Below are 17032 nucleotides of genomic sequence, written 5' to 3'. Positions count from 1 at the left end.
CAAGCTGCGGTGCCATCTGCTTGACGCACCAGCATTTTTGGTTTTGCGTGCCACCAAATTCAATGTGAGGTTAAGATTATGTCCTACCGTAAAGTCTCTTTGATCCTGCCCGCTCTGCTTGTTGCGGGGGCCTGCACCAATGTGGGGGCCAATTACCAGCCCGTGGTCGATGGGCCTGTGGGTCCGAACTACAACGCGGATCTGGCCCAATGTCAGGCGTTGGCCCGGTCTCAGCCAGTAGTGGATGGTAACACGGCAGGGGCTGCGGCGATCGGTGCGGCGGGTGTCGCTGGCACCAAGGCTATCATCGACGACAGCGCCAGTGATCTTGGCCGCGCGGCAGTTGCTGGTGCCATTGTCGGTGCAGGGGCCAGTGCGATCAGCAATACTCAGAACCAGGAAGTCATCGTGCGCAACTGCATGCGTGGACGCGGGTACAACGTCGTCGGCTAGGGCCGCGCCATTGGATGTGTTGGCTAATGCGCCGCAATGGCGGTTCCGGCAGCATGGCCCGAGGACCACGCCCACTGGAAGTTATAGCCGCCCAGCCACCCCGTGACATCCACTGCTTCACCAATCGCATAGAGGCCGGGGACATCCCTGGCCTCCATCGTTTTGGACGACAGATCATCTGTGTCGATCCCGCCCAAAGTGACCTCGGCGGTGCGATAGCCTTCGGTGCCTGAGGGGGTCAATTGCCAGTCGGACAGAGCTGCTGATAGATCGGTCAGGGCGACGTCGGATTGATCGGCCAGATTTCCATTCATCGGAAGGTGGTGTTTCAGGTACTCCACCAATCGTGCGGGCAGGTGGCGTGCCAGTTCGGTGGTCAGGGCCTTGCGCCCTCCGACCTGACGCTGATCGCGTAGCAGGTCGAACAGGGGCAAGCCCGGGATCAGGTTGACGCAGATCGCCTCGCCTTCACGCCAATAGGACGACAGTTGCAGCACTGACGGTCCGCTGAGGCCACGATGGGTGAACAACAACGCCTCATCAAAGCTGGTGCGCACGTTCGACAGGCGCGCAGGTACGGACACGCCTGACAGCTCTTTGAACCGGCCATCCGAGAAGGTGAAGGGCACCAGCGCCGCGCGGGTATCCGTGACCCGCAGGCCGAATTGTCGCGCGATGTCATAGGCCAGCCCGGTCGCGCCCATCTTGGGGATGGACTTGCCACCGGTAGCCAGCACCAGATTGCGGCAGGTCAGGTCGTGACGCTGGCCTTCCCGCTCGACCTCCAACGCGAACCCAGCTTCGGTCTTGCGCAGATCGCGAAGACTAGTTTGCACCCACAGCTCGGCCCCGGCGCGCGCCATCTCATCCAGCAACATCTGGATGATCTGCTTCGACGAGCCGTCGCAAAACAACTGCCCCAGCGTTTTCTCGTGCCATGCGATGCAATGGCGACCAACCAGATCAACGAAATCCCACTGCGTGTACCGTGCCAGCGCGGATTTGCAGAAATGAGGGTTCTGCGACAAGAAATTGCCCGGCCCCGCATGCATATTGGTGAAATTGCATCGCCCACCGCCCGAGATGCGGATCTTCTCACCCGGCGCCTTGGCGTGGTCGATCACCAGAACCCGCCCGCCACAATTGGCCGCGCACATCATGCCAGCAGCACCGGCACCCAGGATGATCGTGTCATAGCTCATGCGCGGGGGATGGCTTGGATCAGAGCGAAAGACAAGGCCCCATACGCTGTGTTGATCCGTGCAGGCTTGCAAATCGCCTGCGAGTTCTCGAATGATATGGGATATTTCCCTGTCACCGCACACCCGATGGAACCGAAATGAACCCGATCAACCTGCAAGAAAAGCTGGCGCAATTCTCAACACATTGGGACCCGCATGTCGTCGCCGACTACAACCAGAATGACGTCATGGTGGTGAAATTTCAGGGCGAGTTTCCGTTCCACAAACATGACACCACCGATGATTTCTTTCTGGTGCTCGAGGGTGAGATGATCATGGATATCGAAGGCCAGCCCTCGCAAACCGTGCGGGCCGGAGAGATCTTTGTGGTTCCCACAGGTGTCGTGCACCGTCCGCGTGCAGAGCGCGAGGTCAAGGTGCTGCTGATCGAACCGAAGGGAGAGCCGAATTCGGGCGATTCCGACCAGCCCGCGGCACCCAAGCCAAGGCTGTGACACTGGTCGTTTTGCCGATCTGCTGGCGTCTCCGCGCTAAGCGGAGATTTTCCTATCTTTCCCTTATTTCCCTAGCCCAAACGGCAAAACCGCTGTAGAGTCTCAATCAGACCCCGAAAACGGGGCGTGAACGAGGCAGAGAGTGGCGGTATCTCATGACTGAGATGGTGTATGGCGCGGTCCAGGACACGCGCGGCGAACCGATTCTACCAAAGTGGTGGCGCACGATTGATCGCTGGACCATGTCCTGCGTTTTGATCCTGTTTGTCATTGGCTTGTTGCTGGGGCTGGCTTCATCGCCGCCGCTGGCTGGGCGCAACGGGTTCGATCCGTTCCACTATGTCGAACGGCAGGCGCTCTTTGGCGGGTTGGCGCTGGTGGCGATGCTGTTGACCTCGATGATGTCGCCCACACTGGTGCGACGTTTGGCGGTACTGGGTTTTCTGGGCGCGTTTGTGGCGCTGGCTTTCCTGCCGGTCTTCGGGACAGATTTCGGCAAGGGCGCAGTGCGCTGGTATTCGCTGGGATTTGCCTCGCTGCAACCTTCTGAGTTTCTGAAGCCCGGCTTCATCGTTGTCGCTGCGTGGCTGCTGGCGGCTTCGCAAGAGATTAACGGCCCTCCGGGGCGATTGTGGTCCTTTGCGCTCTGTATGGCGATTGTGGCTATGCTGGTGCTGCAACCGGATTTCGGGCAGGCCTGCCTTATCCTGTTTGGCTGGGGCGTGATGTATTTCGTCGCCGGTGCGCCGATGCTGTTGCTGGTCGGCATGGCGGGGGCCGTCGTGTTGGGCGGCATGTTCGCCTATTCGAATTCCGAACACTTTGCCCGCCGCATTGACGGTTTCCTGAACCAAGAGGTCGATCCGACCACGCAGCTTGGCTATGCCACCAACGCGATCCGCGAAGGCGGTCTGTTCGGCGTTGGCGTGGGGGAGGGGCAGGTGAAGTGGTCCTTGCCCGATGCGCATACCGATTTCATCATCGCTGTCGCGGCCGAGGAGTATGGGCTGATCCTGGTGCTGATCATCATCGCGCTTTATTCGCTGATCGTCGTGCGCTCGCTGCTGCGGTTGATGCGCGAGCGTGACATGTTCATCCGTCTGGCAGGCACCGGTCTGGCCTGCATGTTCGGCGTTCAGGCGATGATCAACATGGGCGTGGCGGTGCGCTTGTTGCCCGCCAAGGGCATGACGCTGCCGTTCGTCAGCTATGGCGGCTCGTCCCTGATTGCGGGCGGCATCGCCGTGGGCATGTTGCTGGCCTTCACCCGAACCCGCCCGCAGGGTGAGCTGGGTGACATTCTACGCGGTCGCGGCTGATGCCTTATCTTCTGATCGCGGCAGGCGGCACCGGGGGGCACATGTTCCCCGCGCAGGCGCTGGCCGAGGCGATGCTGCAGAAAGGCTGGCGCGTGCGCCTGTCCACTGATGCGCGCGGTGCGCGCTATACCGGCGGCTTTCCGCATTCGACCGAGATTGTTGAGGCGACTTCGGCCACTTTCGCGCGTGGCGGGCTGGCGACCAAGGCGCTGGTCGGGCCAAAGATCGCGGGCGGCGTGACCAGCATGGCGATGCAAATGATGCGCGACCGCCCGGACGTGGTGGTTGGCTTCGGTGGCTATCCTTCGATCCCGGCGCTGGGGGCCGCGATGCTGCTGAACATTCCGCGCATGATCCATGAGCAGAACGGCGTGTTGGGTCGGGTGAACCAGCTGTTTGCCAAGCGCGTGGCGCAGGTGGCCTGCGGGGTCTGGCCCACGGATTTGCCCGACGGCGCAAAGGGCGTCCATACCGGCAACCCGGTGCGCGGCGCGGTGCTGGAACGTGCCGCGGCAGGCTATATCCCGCCCGGAGACTACCCGATGTCAGTTCTGGTGATGGGTGGCAGCCAGGGTGCGCGTATCCTCAGTGATGTGGTGCCCGGCGCGCTTGCGGCGCTGCCGGAAGACCTGCGTGCCTATATCCGCGTGGCGCATCAGGCCCGCGACGAAGACGGCGAACGCGTCACCGCGTTTTACGCCGACCATGGCATCCGGGCCGAGGTTCTGCCCTTTTTCGATGATGTACCTCGGCGCATGTCCGATGCGCAGCTGGTGATCAGCCGCTCGGGCGCGTCCAGTGTGGCCGATATCTCGGTCATCGGGAGACCCTCGATCCTTGTCCCCTTTGCCGCCGCTGCGGGCGACCATCAAACCGCCAATGCGCGCGGGCTGGTGCAGGCGGGTGGCGCGATCATGATCCCCGAAAACCTGCTTGACGTTGCCGCGCTGACCGAGCAAATCACCGCCGTTCTGACAAACCCCGAGGCCGCACAAAAGATGGCCCGTGCCGCCCTATCGACCGGAGCCCCGGACGCGACCGAGCGTCTGGTTCACCTTGTCGAAGAGCTGGCGCAGAAGGAGACCCCATGAATCCAGCCACCAAACTGCCGCAAGACGTAGGGCCGATCCACTTCGTTGGCATCGGCGGAATTGGGATGTCGGGCATTGCCGAGGTGCTGCTGAATCTGGGCTACCGGGTGCAAGGCTCGGACCTGAAAGCTTCCAAGATCACCGACCGTCTGGCCGGTTTGGGGGCCGAGATTTTCGTGGGCCAGCGCGCCGAAAACCTTGAAAACGCAGCCGTCGTTGTGGTCTCCACCGCGATCAAGCCGGGTAACCCTGAATTGGACGGCGCCCGCGCGCAGGGCCTGCCGGTGGTGCGCCGCGCCGATATGCTGGCCGAGTTGATGCGCCTGAAATCCAACATCGCCATCGCCGGAACTCATGGCAAGACCACCACGACCACCATGATGGCTGAGCTTATGGTGGCGGGCGATTTCGACCCCACCGTGATCAATGGCGGCATCATCCATGCCTACGGGTCCAACGCGCGGATGGGACAGGGTGAATGGATGGTGGTCGAGGCCGACGAATCCGACGGCTCGTTCAACCGCCTGCCTGCGACTATTGCCATCGTCACCAATATCGACCCCGAGCATATGGAGCATTGGGGTGATTTCGACCGGCTGCGGGACGGCTTTTACGAGTTCGTCTCGAACCTGCCCTTCTATGGTCTGGCTGTGTGCTGCACCGACCACGCCGAGGTGCAGACGCTGGTGGGCCGCATCAGCGACCGCCGGGTGCGCACCTATGGGTTCAACGCGCAGGCCGATGTGCGGGCCGTGAACCTGACCTATAAGGGCGGCGTCGCGCATTTTGATATCCAACTTCAATACGAAGACACGGTGATCGAGGGCTGCACACTGCCTATGCCCGGCGACCACAATGTCTCGAACGCTTTGTCCGCTGTGGCTGTGACCCGCCATCTGGGCATGAAAACCGCTGAAATCCGCGATGCGCTGGCCAATTTCGGTGGCGTCAATCGCCGCTTTACCAAGGTCGGCGAGGTCGATGGTGTTACCATCATCGACGACTATGGCCACCACCCGGTTGAGATTGCCGCCGTGCTGAAAGCCGCACGCCAAGCCAGTGATGGGCGTGTGATCGCCGTTCACCAACCGCACCGCTATTCGCGCCTGTCGAACCTGTTCGAGGATTTCTGCACCTGTTTCAACGACGCCGACGTGGTCGCAATCGCTGATATTTTCGCTGCGGGTGAAGACCCGATCGAGGGTGCATCCCGCGATGATCTGGTGCAGGGCCTGATCCGCCACGGTCACCGCCACGCCCGTGCTCTGCTGGATGAAAACGATCTGGAACGTTTGGTCCGCGAACAAGCCCGCCCCGGTGACATGGTCGTTTGCCTCGGGGCCGGGACAATCAGCGCCTGGGCCAACGGTTTGCCGGACCGTTTGCAACGTAAACAAGCTGTGTGACGCAGGGAACCAACTTGACGCTCGACTGATTTGAGCGTTTGCAGCCGCGAAACAACGTCCTCGGAGGGGCGCATGGTAAATTCAGTGGTGTTTGCGGGACTTTGGGTGATTGCCTCGACCATCGTGGCGATGTTGCCGTTGCGCCTGCAGTTTCCGCCGGGTGTTGTGCTGTTCGTCAGTGCCCCTGCGCTGATCGTCTGGTTGGGCCATGATTTCGGCTGGTTCGTTTCAGTGCTGGCCTTCGCGGGGTTTGCATCCATGTTCCGTAGACCGATCCGCCACTACTGGCACCGTTGGACCGGGCAGGAGGTTCAGGAATGAATTGGTCAATCGCTCTGGCTGCGTTGTGGGGAATCGCCGCGAATGTGCTGGCGATGATCCCCAGCAAAGACAACCACTGGACCCGCGCCTATGTCCTGATTGCGGTGGGGATTCCGATATTGGGCTATGTCACCTTGCAGAACGGCCCGTGGATCGGACTGTTGGTGCTGGCGATGGCTATGTCCGTGCTGCGTTGGCCGGTGATTTATCTGGGGCGCTGGATACGTCGGATGCTCGGTTCGGCTCAGTGACAGATACGGCTTGCGCGGAGGAAGTAAATCCGCGAAGGAACCCGAATGACATCTCTTCCAGAACCCCGTGGCAAGCTGACCCAGAACCGAGCGTTGAACGACCTGACATGGCTTCGTGTCGGCGGTCCAGCAGATTACTTGTTCCAACCTGCGGATATCGACGATCTGAAAGGGTTTCTGCGCGACCTGCCCGCAGATTTCGACGTGTTCCCCATGGGTGTTGGGTCAAACTTGATCGTCCGGGATGGCGGCTTGCGCGCCGTGGTGATCCGGCTAGGGCGCGGGTTCAACGGGATCGAGATCGCAGGTAACACCGTTACAGCAGGTGCCGCGGCGCTGGATGCGCATGTGGCGCGCAAAGCGGCAGATGCGGGGGTGGACCTCACGTTTTTGCGGACCATTCCGGGCTCGGTCGGTGGGGCGGTGCGGATGAACGCGGGCTGCTATGGCAGCTACACGGCGGATGTGCTGCGCAGAGCCACCATTGTCACGCGCCAGGGCGAGGTCGTGGACCTGACGCCGCAGGACCTGAACTTCCGCTATCGCCAGTCGGATTTGCCCGATGGGGCGGTGCTGATTTCGGCCACGTTCGAGGGACCCGCGGGTGATCCACAAGCGCTGCATGACCGGATGGCGGCGCAATTGCAAAAACGCGATGAGACCCAACCCACAAAAGACCGCAGCGCAGGTTCGACCTTTCGCAACCCAGCTGGGTTTTCCTCGACCGGACGGGCGGATGACGTGCATGATCTGAAGGCGTGGAAAGTGATCGACGATGCCGGAATGCGCGGGGCCACCAAAGGTGGCGCACAGATGAGCGAGAAGCACTCCAATTTCCTGATCAACGCTGGCGGTGCCACTGCCGCTGACCTTGAAGGTCTGGGCGAAGAGGTGCGAAAAAAGGTTTACGAAACAAGCGGCATCACGCTAGAGTGGGAAATCATGCGGGTCGGAGATCCGTTGAAAGAATAAAGCCCCAACCGTCAGACCAAAACAGGCAAATTCAGGCGACGGATCAAAGGCATAAACGCAGTACGGACCACCACATAAGGTCCGGGGACATTGAGGCGCTAAGTGGGTAAGTCGAGCAGGACACACCCCAAAGTGGCGGTATTGATGGGCGGCCCCTCGGCGGAACGCGAGGTGTCTCTCAGCAGCGGGCGCGAATGCGCAGCCGCCCTAAGGGGAGAAGGCTTTGAAGTGGTCGAACTGGACGCGGGTCCCGACCTTTCTGCGCGCCTGTCGGAAATCAAGCCAGATGTGGTTTTCAACGCGCTGCATGGGCGCTGGGGAGAAGACGGCTGTGTGCAGGGCTTGTTGGAATGGATGCGCCTTCCGTACACGCATTCCGGGGTGCTGGCCTCGGCCTTGGCGATGGACAAACAACGCAGCAAAGAGATCTACCAGACCGAAGGTTTGCCGATCGTTCCCAGCGTGATCCTACCCAAGCAACAGGTCGCGGCATCCCACGCGATGGAGCCGCCCTATGTGGCCAAACCGAACAACGAAGGTTCCAGCGTTGGGATCTATATTGTCTCGGAAGGTGCGAATTGCCCGCCTCGTCTGTCCGACGACATGCCAGATCATGTGATGGTCGAGAAATACATCGCAGGGCGCGAGTTGACTGTTACCGTGATGGGCGACCGCGCCTTGACCGTGACCGAGATCATGACCGATGGCGGCTGGTATGACTATGACGCCAAGTACAAGCCCGGCGGCTCGTGGCATGTGCTGCCTGCCGACATCCCGCAGGATATCTTTGACCGCTGCATGGACTATGCACTGAAGGCCCATAGTGCCTTGGGGTGTCGGGGTGTCAGCCGCACCGACTACCGCTGGGATGACAGTATGGGTGCGGACGGTCTGTTCCTGCTGGAAACCAACACCCAGCCGGGCATGACACCGACCTCGCTGGTGCCCGAACAGGCCGAGCATTGCGGCATGAGTTTCGGACAGCTTTGCGCCTGGATGGTGGAGGACGCCTCATGCGACCGCTAAGAGCCACCCGTGCCCCCGTCATTCGTCGGACCACGCAGCCGTCCGGCCCTGATGCTGATTTTGCATCGGGCGAACGGCACGATACGCAGCCCAAGCTGCGGCTGGGCGGGGTTAAGCTGTTTGGCCGTAAATCGCAGAGGTTCGATCCGGCGCCATCGCGGCTGAGCTACCGTATACAACGTTGGATGCTGACACCGAGTATTCGGCGCGGGTTGAAGTACGGCCTGCCTGTGTTTGCAGTCTGCGCGGCCACTACGCTCTATTTCAGTGCTGAAGATCGGCGTGAGGCCGTTGTGGCCTATGTCAACGACATCAAGACCTCGATCCAGCAGCGACCAGAATTCATGGTCAATCTTATGGCGATCGACGGGGCAGGCACCAACCTGTCCGAAGATATCCGTGAGGTCGTGCCGCTGGATTTTCCGATCAGTTCCTGGGACCTGGATGCCGAACAGATCCGCGACACGATTACCGGGCTTGATCCGGTTAAATCCGCCACCGTTCGGATCCGCCCCGGCGGTATCTTGCAGGTGGATGTGGTCGAGCGTCAGCCCGTCGTGGTTTGGCGCACCCGCAGCGGGACCGAGTTGCTGGACGAAACCGGCGCACATGTGGAACGAATCGCCTCGCGCAAGGATCATGCGCATCTGCCACTAATTGCAGGTAAAGGCGCGGATGGGCATGTCGACGAGGCACTGCAACTTCTGACAACCGCCCGCAGCCTTGGTGCGCGTGTGCGCGGGTTGGTACGCATAGGCGAGCGCCGCTGGGATTTGGTTCTGGATCGCGGCCAGCGCATCATGTTGCCCACCGAACGTCCCGTGCGTGCGCTGGAGCATGTGTTGGCGGTGAACGAAGTGCAGGACCTGTTGGAACGTGACGTGGCCGTTGTGGACATGCGCCTCGGCCAGCGTCCGACGATACGAATGACCAAAGCCGCCAGCGACGACTGGTGGGGTACTAAAACCGATGTGAGTAGCAGGCAGTAACGACCATGATGACCGATCTTTATCAGTCCCAACGGGCCATGCGGCAGATGCGCAGGCAGGCAATGCAGCGCGGTGTCGTGGCCATTCTGGATGTTGGCAGCTCGAAGATTTCCTGCCTTGTGCTGCGGTTCGACGGTGCTGGTCGTCTGCATGAAGATAGCGGGATCGGGTCACTGGCCGGCCAGACCGGGTTCCGGGTGATCGGCGCGGCGACGACTCGGTCGCGTGGGGTGCAATTCGGTGAAGTCACCGCGATGCAGGAAACCGAACGGGCCATTCGAACCGCCCTGCAAGCGGCGCAGAAAATGGCCGAAATTCGTGTCGATCATGTGATCGCCTGTTTCTCTGGCGCGAACCCTCGGTCCTACGGTCTGGATGCGCAGGTCGATCTGGAAGGGCAGGTGGTCAGCGAGGCCGAGGTCGGTCGGGTGCTGAACGCCTGCGATGTCCCTGACTATGGTGCCGGCCGCGAAGTGTTGCACGCGCAGCCTGTGAATTTTGCCTTGGACAACCGCTCGGGTTTGATTGATCCGCGTGGCCAGATGGGGCAGTCGCTGGCCGTCGATATGCATATGCTGACCGTGGATGCGGTTGCGATCCAGAACATCGTGCGCTGCATAAAGCGGTGTGACTTGGAACTGGCAGGGATCGCGAACTCGGCCTATGTGTCGGGGATTTCTGCGCTGGTCGAGGATGAGCAAGAGCTGGGCGCGGCCTGTATCGACATGGGCGGCGGCACGACCAGCGTGTCCATCTTCATGAAAAAGCACATGATTTTCGCCGATTGCGTGCGCATGGGTGGGGATCACGTGACCAGCGATATCTCGATGGGTCTTGGCGTACCTGCGAATGTGGCCGAACGGATCAAGACCTTCAACGGCGGCGTTCACGCGACCGGGGCAGATGACCGCGACCTGATCGACATCGGTGGCGATACCGGCGATTGGGAACATGACCGCCGCACCGTCAGCCGGGCCGAGTTGATCGGCATCATGCGTCCCCGAGTCGAAGAAATCCTCGAGGAAGTCCGCATTCGTCTAGACGCCGCTGGGTTCGACCATCTGCCCAGCCAACAGATCGTTCTGACCGGTGGCGGTAGTCAGATCATGGGGCTGGATGGGCTGGCAACTCGGATCCTGGGCCAGCGCGTGCGTTTGGGCCGCCCATTGCGCGTACATGGTTTGCCGCAATCGGCGACGGGGCCAGGATTCTCATCCGTGGTGGGGCTCAGCCTGTTTGCGGCGCATCCGCAGGATGAATGGTGGGATTTCGAGATTCCCGTCGATACCTATGCCGCACGCCCGTTCAAACGCGCCGTGCGCTGGTTCCGTGACAATTGGTAAACTCCTGATCGCGGCGCTGGTTGCCGCGATTCCGGCGTCTGTCCGCGCGCAGACCCTGATAACGCCCGAGGCGTTTCTGGATGCAGTGCAAGGCAAGACGGTCCGATTCCATCTTCTGCCCGGCGGTGGCCTGGTCGGCACCGAAGAGTTCCTGAGTCCGAGTCTCTCAGTCTGGCGGATGGAGGGTAGAGGTTGTGTCTACGGTCAGATTACCACCCCTGATGGTAAGGTTTGTTTCCTATATGACGACGATCCTGATGGCCTCCCCGTGTGTTGGTGGCCGTTTGTCTACAATGATCGTCTGATGGTGCGTTTGGCGGAAATTACGAACGGTGAAATTCAAGAGGTGCGTAGCATCTCGGACGACAGTCTGAATTGTCCAAGTACTCCTATTGGTTGAAGAATTCCCTTGCGGAGAGGCGTCGAATCCAGCAAGATATCCACAAGGCCCGTCAGAGGCCCTATGCGAGGACCCGAGCAGGTTTCCGCACCCTAAAAAAACGATTCAATCGCAGTCCGCGCAACCGCCTGCGGCCCTCGTGCAGGGGTATGTTTTGTGCTGGATTGAGTTCATTCCGCAACATCTGGCAAACAATACGAAATACCGGCGGGCAATGCCTTAATTCCTCCATATTTTGTGGAGTCTGACGATTTTTGGCGTGACCTTTGCGGTTTCGGTCGGTAGGATTGTTTAAGGATAGGTAAGAAAAACACCGCGTTGGCGGAGCATATAAACAGGCGGACAGAAGCATGACATTGAATCTTTCGATGCCCGGGCACGATGAACTGAAGCCTCGGATTACGGTATTTGGCGTAGGCGGCGCAGGTGGTAACGCCGTCAATAATATGATTGAAAAAGAGTTGGATGGCGTGGATTTCGTCGTCGCCAACACTGATGCGCAAGCATTGCAGCAAAGCCATTCCTCGGCGCGTGTGCAGCTTGGCGTGAAAGTCACCGAAGGTCTGGGAGCAGGGGCGCGCCCGACCGTTGGCGCAGCTGCCGCCGAAGAGAGCATCGAGCAGATCGTCGATCATCTGGCAGGCGCCCATATGTGCTTCATCACTGCCGGTATGGGAGGTGGCACCGGTACGGGTGCGGCTCCGATCATCGCGCAGGCCGCGCGTGAGCTGGGCGTTCTGACGGTGGGTGTTGTGACCAAACCCTTCCAGTTCGAAGGGGCCAAGCGGATGCGTCAGGCCGAAGACGGTGTTGAAGCGCTGCAAAAGGTTGTCGACACGCTGATCATTATCCCGAACCAGAACCTGTTCCGTCTGGCGAATGAAAAGACAACATTCACCGAGGCATTCTCGATGGCCGATGACGTTCTGTATCAGGGCGTTAAAGGCGTAACCGACCTGATGGTGCGTCCGGGCTTGATCAACCTCGATTTTGCCGATGTGCGCGCCGTGATGGACGAGATGGGCAAGGCAATGATGGGCACTGGCGAGGCCACTGGCGAAGATCGCGCGGTTCAAGCCGCCGAGAAGGCGATTGCCAACCCGCTGCTGGACGAGATCAGCCTCAGGGGTGCCAAAGGCGTGCTGATCAACATCACCGGCTCGCACGACCTGACCCTGTTCGAACTGGACGAAGCCGCCAACCGCATCCGCGAGGAAGTGGACCCCGAGGCCAACATCATCGTCGGCTCGACACTGGATACCGCAATGGAAGGTGGCATGCGCGTGTCGGTCGTGGCCACTGGCATCGACGCCACTGAGAAATCCGAGGACGTGCCGGTTGCGCGCCGTTCGATGTCGGCTCCGCTGACCCGCACGGTTTCAGCAGAAGAAGAAGCGGCTGAAGAAGAAGCCCCGGCAGCGGTTGCCGAACCGATTGAGGCCGAGCCCGTGCGTGAACCGTCGCTGTTCGAGGCGACAGAGGAGCCATCCGAGCCCCGTTTCCAACCTCAGGCTGAACAGGACGATGATGACCTGCCGCCTCCGGCTTATCAGCCACGTGTCGCCGAATTCGAGCCGACGCCCGAGCCGGTTGAGCCTGCTCCGGAAAGCTATGCGCCGCAGCCTCAGCCTGCAGCAGGCACTCCGTCGCCCGAAGCATTGCAGCGTCTGCAAGCCGCTGTACAGAACGTCCCAACGGGGGATCGCAGCCATATGGCATCGCGTCCGCAGCCCGCTCCAGCGCCGCAATCCGAGGCGGATCGCCCGCGGTTTGGCTTCAACCGTCTGATCGACCGGATGACCGGTCATGCGGCGGATACACCGGCCCAACCGCAGCGTCAGCAGCCCGTGATGCGCCAGTCTGACGCCACGGCTCCGGCCCATGATCAGGCCGATCCCGAGCAGGAACGGATCGAAATTCCGGCCTTCTTGCGCCGTCAAGCCAACTGATCGCGGTAACAAAATACGTAAAAAGGGTCGTCTAGTGGCGGCCCTTTTTCATTTCAAAACAACGGCATGCCCTGATGTAAGCAGGGTTTTGCCGATCTGTTACATTCATGTTTCATTCGGTTACAAAGAGTGAGTTGAGCCTTTCGCCTGCGTTCCTTAACTGAATGCCCAACACGGCTAAAGCAGGCCGGACACCACTCACCGAGGCCCACATTGCAACATACGCTCAAATCTCCGATCACGTTTACCGGTGTCGGGCTGCACAGCGGCAAGCCTGCAAACATGGTTCTCAAACCGGCAGCCGCCGGTCATGGCATTTGGTTCAAACGGACGGATATTGATCTGGGCAATGCGCTGATCCCTGCGATTTACGACGTGGTGGAGCGGACCCCGCTGTGTACGCGTCTGGTGAACGAGGCGGGTGTGTCGGTATCGACGGTCGAACATATCATGGCAGCGCTGGCGGGTTGTGGTGTTCACAACGCACTGATCGAGATTGACGGTCCCGAAGTGCCGATCATGGATGGGTCTTCGATCGAATTTGTACGCGGGATCATGACCAAAGGTGTGCGCCGTCAGGCCAGCCCGGTGTTGGCCTATGAGGTGCTCAAGCCCGTTACTGCCTCGCGTGAGGGGGCCAGTGCGTCGATTGCGCCTGCGGACGGTCTGATCATTGACTTCCACATCGACTTTGAAGATGGCGCCATTGGCCGTCAGACCAAAACGCTAGACATGCGCAACGGATCGTTTGCGCGGGAACTCAGCGATTGCCGCACCTTCTGCCGTCGCATAGATGTTGAAGCGATGCGCGAAAACGGTCTGGCTCTGGGTGGCACGCTAGAAAACGCCGTGGTGGTTCAGGGGAACGAGGTTCTGACGCCGGGCGGGTTCCGTCGCGCAGATGAGGCTGTGCGCCACAAGATGCTGGACGCGTTGGGGGATCTCTACCTCGCGGGCGGTCCGATTCTGGGTCGTTTCACCGGCGACAAGTCCGGCCACTCGTTGACCAACACATTGTTGCGCACCCTCTTCGAGACGCCAGGCGCAGTGCGACCGATCCTGTGCACGGCCGAACAAGCCGCGCGTTTGCCCGGTCAGGGCCTGATCTGGGACGAAATCCCGGCTGTCGCCTGATTGGATCAACTCTGCGTACAATTCCGGTGCTGGCTTTACTAAGGCGTTTTGCCCCGGAATTATATGTGCTAAACCAAGCCTAAATCCGGGGTTCGCTCCGACAAGTAATACAACAAGGATAGGCGGAATGGGTGGCACCAGGGCGGCGGTCAGATTCGCGGGCGCGATTCTTCTGACAGCAGTTTTGTCAGCATGTGGCGGCCAAGGGGCCGACCGCAGCCAGAACCTTGAGGGGTTTACCCCCGAGCAAATTTTCACACGCGGTGAGTTTGAGCTGTCGCAGAATCGCTCGGACGATGCGGCGTGGTATTTCTCGGAAGTCGAACGCCTTTATCCCTATTCGGATTGGGCCAAGCGCGCGCTGATCATGCAGGCGTTCTCGTATCACTCGGACAAGAACTACGAAGAAAGCCGCGCAGCTGCGCAGCGCTTCATCGACTTCTATCCGGCGGATGAAGATGCGGCCTATGCGCAGTACCTTCTGGCGCTTAGCTACTATGATCAGATTGACGAGGTCGGGCGCGATCAGGGTCTGACCTTTCAGGCATTGCAATCTCTGCGCACGGTGATCGAAGTCTATCCGGACAGCGAATACGCAACCTCTGCCGTTCTGAAATTCGATCTGGCTTTTGATCACCTGGCGGGCAAGGAGATGGAGATCGGGCGTTATTATCTGCGTCAGGATCATTATACGGCGGCAATCAACAGGTTCCGCGTTGTGGTCGAGGATTTCCAGACCACCTCTCATACCGCCGAGGCGCTTTATCGTCTGATCGAGTCCTACCTGTCCTTGGGGCTGGTGGATGAGGCGCAGTCGGCCGGTGCGATCCTTGGGTTCAACTACCGCTCGTCGGAATGGTATGATGCGGGCTACAAGCTGCTGACATCGCGTGGGCTGAAACCCAGAAGCCTGGGCAACAACTGGCTGAGCCAGATCTACCGCCAGACCGTCAAAGGTGAGTGGTTGTAATCGTCATGACGAACGGCGTGGGACGCTAAGACCCGATGCTGCGCGCCCTTGATATCCGCGACATGCTGATCATCGACCGGTTGGAACTGACCTTCCAACCGGGCCTGAACGCGTTGACCGGTGAAACCGGTGCGGGCAAGTCAATTCTTCTGGATTCGCTGGGCTTTGTGCTGGGCTGGCGCGGTCGCGCCGAATTGGTCCGTCAGGGTGCTGCGCAGGGCGAGGTTGTGGCCGAGTTCGAGCTATCGGACGATCATCCTGCCCACGCCATTCTGGCCGAGGCCGGATTGCCCAGCGGCGAGGAATTGATCCTGCGCCGCGTGAACACCGCCGAGGGGCGCAAGACCGCGTGGGTCAATGACCGCCGCTGCTCGGGCGAGGTGTTACGGACGTTGTCTGAGACATTGGTTGAGTTGCACGGTCAGCATGATGACCGAGGCCTGTTGAACCCGCGCGGGCATCGGGCGATGCTGGATGACTATGCCGGGGTCGCGGATGATCTGGCCTCGGTTCGTGCGGCCTGGAACGGGATGTCGCGCGCGCGGAAAGCGTTGGCCGAGACCGAGGCTGCCTTGGCCGCTATGCGCGCGGAAGAGGAATTCTTGCGTCACGCCGTGGCAGAGTTAGACAAGCTGGACCCACAACCGGGCGAAGACGCCGAACTGGACGCCCGCCGCCGCATGATGCAGGGAGCTGAGCGCATACGAGACGACGTGGCGCGGGCCTTTGACCTGCTGGGCGGAGACGGGGCTGAAGGCGCCATGTCCGACGCAGTCCGTTGGCTGGAAGGCGTATCCGACAACGCGGGCGGTCAGTTAGAGGAACCCATCGCCGCGCTTGGCCGCGCCCTGATCGAACTGGGCGAGGCGCAGGATGGCGTCAATGTCTGCCTACAAGCTTTGGACTTCAACCCCGCAGAATTGGAGCAGGCCGAGGAGCGTCTGTTCGCCATCCGCGCACTTGGCCGCAAACATGACTTGGCCCCCGATGATCTGGGCGCGTTTGCCGATACGCTACGTGAGCGTCTGCACAAACTGGACGCTGGTGATGCCGATCTGGCTGATCAGCGTGCTGCGGTTGAGGCTGCGCAGGCTGCCTATGACAGGGCTGCGACAGCGCTTAGTAATGCGCGCCGGCAGGCAGCGGGGCAGTTGGATGCGGCTGTGATGGCCGAGCTTGCGCCGCTCAAGATGGAACGAGCGGTGTTTCAGACCGAAATATCTCCCACTGATCCCGGCCCCGAGGGCGCCGACGCAGTGGCCTTTACCGTTGCCACCAACCCCGGCGCACCTTCGGGTCCGCTGAACAAGATCGCCTCGGGTGGAGAGCTCAGCCGCTTCCTGCTGGCGCTCAAGGTCTGCCTGACCGGCGAAGACAGCGCCCGCACGATGATCTTTGATGAGATCGACCGCGGCGTTGGCGGGGCAACTGCCGATGCGGTGGGCCGCCGTCTGGCCTCGCTTGCGCAGGGCGGGCAGGTTCTGGTCGTGACGCACTCGCCTCAAGTGGCTGCCCGTGCGGCACATCACTGGCGGGTTCAGAAGCAAGTCACCGAGGGGCAAACTCTGTCGACCGTCATCCCGTTGGCCGACCCGGACCGGGTGGATGAGATTGCCCGCATGGTTGCAGGTGACACCATCACGGACGAGGCGCGCGCCGCCGCGCGTGCCCTGTTGGACGCATAGAGCTTCTCACCCGCTTGATCCCGCTTT

17 protein-coding genes are annotated in these 17032 nt (G+C 60.8%); 16 read left to right on the top strand and 1 reads right to left on the bottom strand.

All coding sequences use genetic code 11. The features are described from left to right. Positions 1-78: 78 nt before the first annotated feature. On the top strand, positions 79-453 hold the full coding sequence (locus ACR0L1_RS02115) for a glycine zipper family protein (protein ID WP_170769209.1): 375 nt from the start codon (positions 79-81) through the stop codon (positions 451-453). Positions 454-476: 23 nt separating this feature from the next. Here ACR0L1_RS02115 and ACR0L1_RS02110 read toward each other — a convergent pair whose 3' ends face one another. Continuing rightward, positions 477-1655, bottom strand: coding sequence for a BaiN/RdsA family NAD(P)/FAD-dependent oxidoreductase (locus tag ACR0L1_RS02110; RefSeq protein WP_480856901.1), 1179 nt, complete (start codon positions 1653-1655; stop codon positions 477-479). Between the two features lie 137 nt (positions 1656-1792). On the opposite strand from ACR0L1_RS02110, the gene ACR0L1_RS02105 reads away from it, so the two are divergent. From ACR0L1_RS02105 to recN, 15 genes are all read left to right on the top strand, one after another. Next, positions 1793-2149, top strand: a complete 357-nt coding sequence (locus tag ACR0L1_RS02105; protein ID WP_170784119.1) for a cupin domain-containing protein — start codon at positions 1793-1795, stop codon at positions 2147-2149. Between the two features lie 155 nt (positions 2150-2304). Further along, positions 2305-3468 carry a putative lipid II flippase FtsW gene (gene ftsW / locus ACR0L1_RS02100; RefSeq protein ID WP_170788327.1) on the top strand — a complete coding sequence of 388 codons (1164 nt, stop codon included), beginning with the start codon at positions 2305-2307 and terminating at the stop codon, positions 3466-3468. Next, positions 3468-4559 carry a UDP-N-acetylglucosamine--N-acetylmuramyl-(pentapeptide) pyrophosphoryl-undecaprenol N-acetylglucosamine transferase gene (locus tag ACR0L1_RS02095; protein ID WP_480856899.1) on the top strand — a complete coding sequence of 364 codons (1092 nt, stop codon included), beginning with the start codon at positions 3468-3470 and terminating at the stop codon, positions 4557-4559. Before ftsW ends, ACR0L1_RS02095 begins: the two co-directional genes overlap by 1 nt. Continuing rightward, positions 4556-5965, top strand: coding sequence for a UDP-N-acetylmuramate--L-alanine ligase (gene murC / locus ACR0L1_RS02090; protein WP_480503163.1), 1410 nt, complete (start codon positions 4556-4558; stop codon positions 5963-5965). The genes ACR0L1_RS02095 and murC overlap by 4 nt, the downstream gene beginning before the upstream one ends. Before the next feature lie 72 nt (positions 5966-6037). Continuing rightward, positions 6038-6286 carry a DUF2484 family protein gene (locus ACR0L1_RS02085; RefSeq protein ID WP_170769215.1) on the top strand — a complete coding sequence of 83 codons (249 nt, stop codon included), beginning with the start codon at positions 6038-6040 and terminating at the stop codon, positions 6284-6286. Continuing rightward, entirely contained in the window at positions 6283-6537 is a 255-nt protein-coding gene (locus ACR0L1_RS02080; RefSeq protein WP_480503162.1) for a DUF2484 family protein, read from the top strand. The genes ACR0L1_RS02085 and ACR0L1_RS02080 overlap by 4 nt, the downstream gene beginning before the upstream one ends. 45 nt (positions 6538-6582) lie before the next feature. Then, complete coding sequence (gene murB / locus ACR0L1_RS02075; protein WP_170788330.1) at positions 6583-7509, top strand: UDP-N-acetylmuramate dehydrogenase; 927 nt, start codon at positions 6583-6585, stop codon at positions 7507-7509. A gap of 102 nt (positions 7510-7611) precedes the next feature. Beyond that, on the top strand, positions 7612-8535 hold the full coding sequence (locus ACR0L1_RS02070) for a D-alanine--D-alanine ligase (protein WP_170769218.1): 924 nt from the start codon (positions 7612-7614) through the stop codon (positions 8533-8535). After that, positions 8523-9524 carry a cell division protein FtsQ/DivIB gene (locus ACR0L1_RS02065; RefSeq protein WP_170788331.1) on the top strand — a complete coding sequence of 334 codons (1002 nt, stop codon included), beginning with the start codon at positions 8523-8525 and terminating at the stop codon, positions 9522-9524. Before ACR0L1_RS02070 ends, ACR0L1_RS02065 begins: the two co-directional genes overlap by 13 nt. An 8-nt stretch (positions 9525-9532) precedes the next feature. Next, complete coding sequence (ftsA, locus tag ACR0L1_RS02060) at positions 9533-10867, top strand: cell division protein FtsA (RefSeq protein ID WP_170769828.1); 1335 nt, start codon at positions 9533-9535, stop codon at positions 10865-10867. Further along, the gene (locus ACR0L1_RS02055; protein ID WP_331252066.1) at positions 10854-11267 is read left to right on the top strand and encodes a hypothetical protein; all 414 of its coding nucleotides are present in this window, start codon (positions 10854-10856) and stop codon (positions 11265-11267) included. Before ftsA ends, ACR0L1_RS02055 begins: the two co-directional genes overlap by 14 nt. Positions 11268-11617: 350 nt before the next feature. After that, positions 11618-13216 carry a cell division protein FtsZ gene (gene ftsZ, locus ACR0L1_RS02050; RefSeq protein ID WP_480856895.1) on the top strand — a complete coding sequence of 533 codons (1599 nt, stop codon included), beginning with the start codon at positions 11618-11620 and terminating at the stop codon, positions 13214-13216. Positions 13217-13429: 213 nt separating this feature from the next. Next, positions 13430-14350: a UDP-3-O-acyl-N-acetylglucosamine deacetylase gene (lpxC, locus tag ACR0L1_RS02045; RefSeq protein WP_170769222.1), complete on the top strand. Its 921-nt coding sequence runs from the start codon at positions 13430-13432 to the stop codon at positions 14348-14350. A gap of 127 nt (positions 14351-14477) precedes the next feature. Beyond that, a complete protein-coding gene (locus ACR0L1_RS02040) occupies positions 14478-15320 on the top strand; it encodes an outer membrane protein assembly factor BamD (RefSeq protein WP_170769223.1) in 843 nt (280 codons plus the stop codon). Positions 15321-15355: 35 nt separating this feature from the next. Next, complete coding sequence (gene recN, locus ACR0L1_RS02035) at positions 15356-17005, top strand: DNA repair protein RecN (protein ID WP_480856893.1); 1650 nt, start codon at positions 15356-15358, stop codon at positions 17003-17005. Positions 17006-17032 lie beyond the last annotated feature (27 nt).

It is taken from the genome of Ruegeria sp. J8 (assembly GCF_056531925.1).
The sequence above is the reverse complement of the archived record's forward strand: the minus strand, read 5'-3'. Positions and strand labels throughout refer to the sequence as shown.

Bases quoted from the DNA above. Each gene is read 5' to 3' on its own strand.
- ftsA (WP_170769828.1), top strand. From the start codon at position 9,533: ATGACCGATCTTTATCAGTCCCAACGGGCCATGCGGCAGATGCGCAGG.
- murB (WP_170788330.1), top strand. From the start codon at position 6,583: ATGACATCTCTTCCAGAACCCCGTGGCAAGCTGACCCAGAACCGAGCG.
- ACR0L1_RS02115 (WP_170769209.1), top strand. From the start codon at position 79: ATGTCCTACCGTAAAGTCTCTTTGATCCTGCCCGCTCTGCTTGTTGCG.
- ftsW (WP_170788327.1), top strand. From the start codon at position 2,305: ATGACTGAGATGGTGTATGGCGCGGTCCAGGACACGCGCGGCGAACCG.
- ftsZ (WP_480856895.1), top strand. From the start codon at position 11,618: ATGACATTGAATCTTTCGATGCCCGGGCACGATGAACTGAAGCCTCGG.
- ACR0L1_RS02095 (WP_480856899.1), top strand. From the start codon at position 3,468: ATGCCTTATCTTCTGATCGCGGCAGGCGGCACCGGGGGGCACATGTTC.
- ACR0L1_RS02110 (WP_480856901.1), bottom strand. From the start codon at position 1,655: ATGAGCTATGACACGATCATCCTGGGTGCCGGTGCTGCTGGCATGATG.
- ACR0L1_RS02040 (WP_170769223.1), top strand. From the start codon at position 14,478: ATGGGTGGCACCAGGGCGGCGGTCAGATTCGCGGGCGCGATTCTTCTG.
- ACR0L1_RS02065 (WP_170788331.1), top strand. From the start codon at position 8,523: ATGCGACCGCTAAGAGCCACCCGTGCCCCCGTCATTCGTCGGACCACG.
- murC (WP_480503163.1), top strand. From the start codon at position 4,556: ATGAATCCAGCCACCAAACTGCCGCAAGACGTAGGGCCGATCCACTTC.
- ACR0L1_RS02105 (WP_170784119.1), top strand. From the start codon at position 1,793: ATGAACCCGATCAACCTGCAAGAAAAGCTGGCGCAATTCTCAACACAT.
- recN (WP_480856893.1), top strand. From the start codon at position 15,356: ATGCTGCGCGCCCTTGATATCCGCGACATGCTGATCATCGACCGGTTG.
- ACR0L1_RS02085 (WP_170769215.1), top strand. From the start codon at position 6,038: ATGGTAAATTCAGTGGTGTTTGCGGGACTTTGGGTGATTGCCTCGACC.
- ACR0L1_RS02080 (WP_480503162.1), top strand. From the start codon at position 6,283: ATGAATTGGTCAATCGCTCTGGCTGCGTTGTGGGGAATCGCCGCGAAT.